Origin of the sequence: Micropruina sp. (genome assembly GCF_027492755.1) — a bacterium.
GTDB lineage: Bacteria > Actinomycetota > Actinomycetes > Propionibacteriales > Propionibacteriaceae > Micropruina.
The window spans coordinates 1-4260 of record NZ_JAPUED010000007.1 but is presented as its reverse complement, the minus strand read 5'-3'; the positions used below and the strand labels follow the sequence as shown (position 1 = coordinate 4260).

The window sequence follows — 4260 nt, the reverse complement described above, 5'->3', positions numbered from 1 at the left end:
GAACCGCGCAGGGTCTCGACGATGCCGCGTCCGATCGAGTCGTCGCCGATGATCGCGAACGGGCCGACCGGGATCGGCCCGCCGAACTCGTCGCCCATCATGGTCAGCACGCAGGGAATCTCCTGCCCACGCGCCGCCCATGCCGTGGCGTAGGTGGAATGGGTGTGGGTGACGCCGCCGACCTCGGGCATGTGCCGGTACACGTAGGCGTGCGCCGCGGTGTCGGACGACGGGGCCAGGGTGTCCGGGGTGCCGTCGTCGATCTTGTTGCCGTCCAGGGTGCAGACCACCATGGTCTCGGCGCTCAGCTCGTCGTAGGACACTCCGGACGGCTTGATCACCATCAGTTCGGCGCCCGGCACCCGCCCGGACACGTTGCCGGCCGTCCACACCACCAGCTCGTAGCGGGTCAGCTCGGCATGCAGCGCGGCGACCTCTTCGCGGGTGCGCTGCACGGCTGCCTGCACCTCGTCCGGCAGGTCGGTCAAACGAATCGTCATCGGTGGCTTCCTCTCTTGCGTGGGCGAAACGGGAACTGCGACGTGCGAACACTGGCTCAATGCGGCATTTCGCCGGTTGAGCTTGTCGAAACCCCCTTGCGAGAGGTCTCGACAAGCTCGACCGGCGAAATCAGCGCTTACCTGGTCAGTGACCCATTGCCTGGCGCTTGATGTCCTTCAAGCGGTACATCACCTTGTTGCCACCGCGACCGAAGTAGTCGTGCAGCAGCGTGTACTCGGCGAACAGCTTGTCGTACTGCGCGGACGCCTCTTCGTTCGGCGTGTAGGCGTTCGGGATCTTCTTGCCCATCGCCGCCGCAGCGGTGTGCACGTTCGGGTAGGCCCCGGCCGCCACCGCACCGTGGATCGCCGAACCGAGCGCGCCGGCGTAGCCCGTGTCGGCCAGCGACAGCGGCTTGCGGGTCACGTCGGAGTACATCTGCATCAGGAACTTGTTCTTCAGCAGACCGCCCGCCGCGATCACCTCGGTGATCTCCACACCGTTGGAGGTGAACGACTCGATGATCGTCCGGAAGCCGAAGGCGGTGGCCTCGAGCAGCGCCCGGTACTGATCCTCCGGGGTGGTGGTCAGCGTCTGGCCGATCATCAGGCCGGACAGGTTGGTGTCGACCAGGATGGACCGGTTGCCGTTGTGCCAGTCGAGCGCGATCAGGCCGTGCTCGCCGATGTTCTGCTTCTCGGCCTTCTCGGTGAGCAGCTGGTGCAGCGAGATGCCCCGGCCGTCCGCCTCGTCCTGGTAGGACTCCGGCACGCAGTTCTTCACGAACCAGGCGAAGATGTCACCCACCGCCGACTGGCCGGCCTCGAAGCCCCAGGCACCCTTGACCAAGCCGCCGTCGACGACACCGAACATGCCCGGCACTTCGCGCAACTCGGGACCGGAGACCACGTACACCGCCGAGGTGCCGAGGCTGGCGGTCAGCTGGCCGTTCTCGACGCCCTGTACCGCCGGGGTGGCGACGTGTGCGTCGATGTTGCCGACGGACACCGGGGTGCCGGCCTTCAAGCCGGTCCAGGCCGCGGCCTCGGCAGTGATCTCTCCGGCCTTGTCGCCGAGCTGGCCGACCGGGGCCTCCAGCTTGTCGAGCGCATCGGCGAACTCCGGATCCAGATCGGCGAAGAAGTCCCGGGACGGGAACTTGCCGTCCTGATAGAGCGCCTTGTAGCCGGTGGCGCCGGCCGACCGGACGTAGTTGCCGGTGAGCTGCCAGACGATCCAGTCCACGGCGTCCACGAAGTAGGTCATCCGGTCGTAGATCTCGCGGTCCTTGTGGAAGGTCTCGAGCAGCTTCGGCAGCATGAACTCCGACGACAGCGTGTCGCCGTAGCGGGGCAGCCAGTTCTCGCCGCGCTTGCGGGCAACCTCGATGATCTGGTCGGCCTCGGCCTGGCCGCCGTGGTGCTTCCACAGCTTCACGTAGGCGTGCGGACGGCCCGCGTACTCCTGCCACTGGCACAGCGGCCAACCGTTGGCGTCGGTGGGCATCACGGTGGCCGAGGTGAAGTCGGTGCCCACGCCGATGATGTCCTCGGGCTTCACGCCGGAGTTGCGGATCGCCTCCGGGACGGCGATCTTCAGCACCTCGATGTAGTCCTCGGGGTACTGCAGCGCGAACTCGGGGGGCAACGGCTCACCTTTGTGCGCGCTGAGCACCCGGTCCATCACCGCGTGCCGGTATTCGTGGACGGCGGTGCCCATCTCTTTGCCGTCGCTCACCCGGACGATGATCGCCCGCCCGGAGAGTGTGCCGTAGTCAATACCGCACACATACTTCTCGTCTGACATCCTGCGTGTTCCTTTCTCGGCCGCATCGTCGCGACCTGGGTCTCTCGGGTGGGCGACGCTCAGAAACGCTCGGCCCAGTAGCCGCCCGGCGCGAACAGCTCATCGACCAGCGGGTCGATGATGTTGGCCTCGGTCAGCAGGTCGGTCAGCACGTATCGGGTGCGGATCCACCGGGCACGGTGGTAGGTGTCCCGGAAACGGTCGCGATCCATCCCGATCTGGTCGGGGTGAGTGATGGCGCCGACGGTGTCCAGCTTCTCCTGCAGCACCTTGGCCGGCAGCAGTTGGTCGCGCAGTCGCGACGAGATGGACGGCCAGCGCTCGACGGTCAGCTCCAGCCGGGCACGCAGCGCGTCGGCGTCGATGTACTTGCCCTTAGTCTGAGCCAGCGCGGCCTCGTGCAGGTCGGGGGTGAGCGCGGCGCGCAGCTTGGCCTCGGTCTCCTCCCAGCTGGGCCAGGCGGCCACCGCGGCGTCGATGTCGATCATCGCCGGAATGTCCTTGGCCAGCACCACCTCGTACAACGCGGCCACCGAGACCGTGCCCAGGCCGACCTTGAAGCCGTGCGAGAGCGGCGGATCCCAGTCGAGTCCGTAGTGCTCCATCTCCCACAGGTGGCTGAAGTGATGGCCGCCACCCGAGGCCGGACGCGAGGACGCGAACGCCTGCATCGCCAGCCCCGACATGATCAGCCCCTCGGCGAGACCGCTGAGCGCGTCCGGGTTGCCGTCCTTGCAGCCCTGCGGGTCGGAGAGCGCGTCACGCAGCGGGCCCTGCACCAGGTCCCAGACGGCCGGGTCGATCCGCTCGATGCCCAGTTCGTCGGCGATGATCCAGTCGCCGCCGGCCGGCACCTTCTCGATCAGGTCGCCGAAGCCGGTGGCGGTCAGCCGCTGCGGCGCGCCGGCCATGATGTCGAGGTCGGCGACCACCGCCGCCGGGGCGGGGCAGCTGAGGGTCTGCTTGAAGCCGTCCTTGGTGATCGAGGCGCCGAAGGAGGCGTAGCCGTCCATCGAAGCCGCGGTGCCGACGCACATGTAGGGCCGGTCGAGTTCGCTGACGGCGCGCTTGGCGATGTCGTTGAGGGTGCCGGACGACACGGCGACGACGACCGCGTCGATGTCGGCGATCGCGTCCCGCAGGGTTTCGATGTTGTTGTAGCCCGCGTACAGCGTGGGGGTGCCGGGAAAGATGTAGGGCTCGGCCTGGGGTACGCCCGCGGCGGTCAGTGAGGCGACCACCTGTTCGCCGGCGACCCGCCAATGGTTCTCGTCGGCCACGATGATCGCGGTACGTCCGGGGAAAAGCCGGGCGAAGACGTCACCGGTTCGGCTCACGACGCCGCGACCGGCTTCGATCGCCTTGGTATCGGTGGCTGTGCGAAGCGCGCGTTCGATGAGGGTTTCGGGCATGACACTCCTTCGGGTCGATGCTGCATGTGTGACGAGAGGCTAACCCACCCACACCAGTTGTGGTGATTTCCCAACGGAATTTCTCAACGGGGGGCGGCAGCTGGTTGGGCACATCGGACGCGTCGCGGCTGGGGCGTCTCAGCAGATCCGTCGGCGTCGACTCGTCCACGGCTCGGCATAGGGTGCTGTCGCCGCCGACGAGAGGGATCCGCGATGCCGCTGTGGAAATTGCACGGGGACGGGACACTGCGACCGGGCGGCGTGGTCGCCCCCGACGAACGGTTGTCCTGGGGCAAGACGATCGGGTTGGGCGCCCAGCACGTGGTGGCGATGTTCGGCGCCACCTTCGTCTTCCCGTTGCTGATGGGGCTGAATCCGCAGCTTGCGGTGATGATGTCCGGCATCGCCACTCTGGTGTTCCTGCTGGTGGTGCAGGGCCGGGTGCCCAGCTATCTGGGCTCGTCGGCATCCTTCGTCGGGGTGGCCACCGCCATCTACGGCGCGGGCGGCAACCCGGCCGATCTGACCGGCGCGATGCTGT

4 protein-coding genes are annotated in these 4260 nt (G+C 67.5%); 1 reads left to right on the top strand and 3 read right to left on the bottom strand.

Annotated elements, in window-relative coordinates:
* The 3 genes from Q0066_RS00415 to Q0066_RS00405 all read right to left on the bottom strand — a co-directional run.
* A partial coding sequence (locus Q0066_RS00415; RefSeq protein ID WP_298128936.1) for an L-ribulose-5-phosphate 4-epimerase occupies window positions 1-500 on the bottom strand: 500 nt, incomplete at its 3' end.
* Window positions 501-645: 145 nt separating this feature from the next.
* Window positions 646-2307: a ribulokinase gene (locus Q0066_RS00410; RefSeq protein WP_298128932.1), complete on the bottom strand. Its 1662-nt coding sequence runs from the start codon at window positions 2305-2307 to the stop codon at window positions 646-648.
* Between the two features lie 59 nt (window positions 2308-2366).
* Window positions 2367-3719 carry a sn-glycerol-1-phosphate dehydrogenase gene (locus Q0066_RS00405; protein ID WP_298128929.1) on the bottom strand — a complete coding sequence of 451 codons (1353 nt, stop codon included), beginning with the start codon at window positions 3717-3719 and terminating at the stop codon, window positions 2367-2369.
* A gap of 213 nt (window positions 3720-3932) precedes the next feature.
* On the opposite strand from Q0066_RS00405, the gene Q0066_RS00400 reads away from it, so the two are divergent.
* Window positions 3933-4260, top strand: a 328-nt coding sequence (locus Q0066_RS00400) for a solute carrier family 23 protein (RefSeq protein WP_298128926.1), incomplete at its 3' end; no start/stop codon positions are given.

Bases quoted from the DNA above. Each gene is read 5' to 3' on its own strand.
- Q0066_RS00410 (WP_298128932.1), bottom strand. From the start codon at position 2,307: ATGTCAGACGAGAAGTATGTGTGCGGTATTGACTACGGCACACTCTCC.
- Q0066_RS00405 (WP_298128929.1), bottom strand. From the start codon at position 3,719: ATGCCCGAAACCCTCATCGAACGCGCGCTTCGCACAGCCACCGATACC.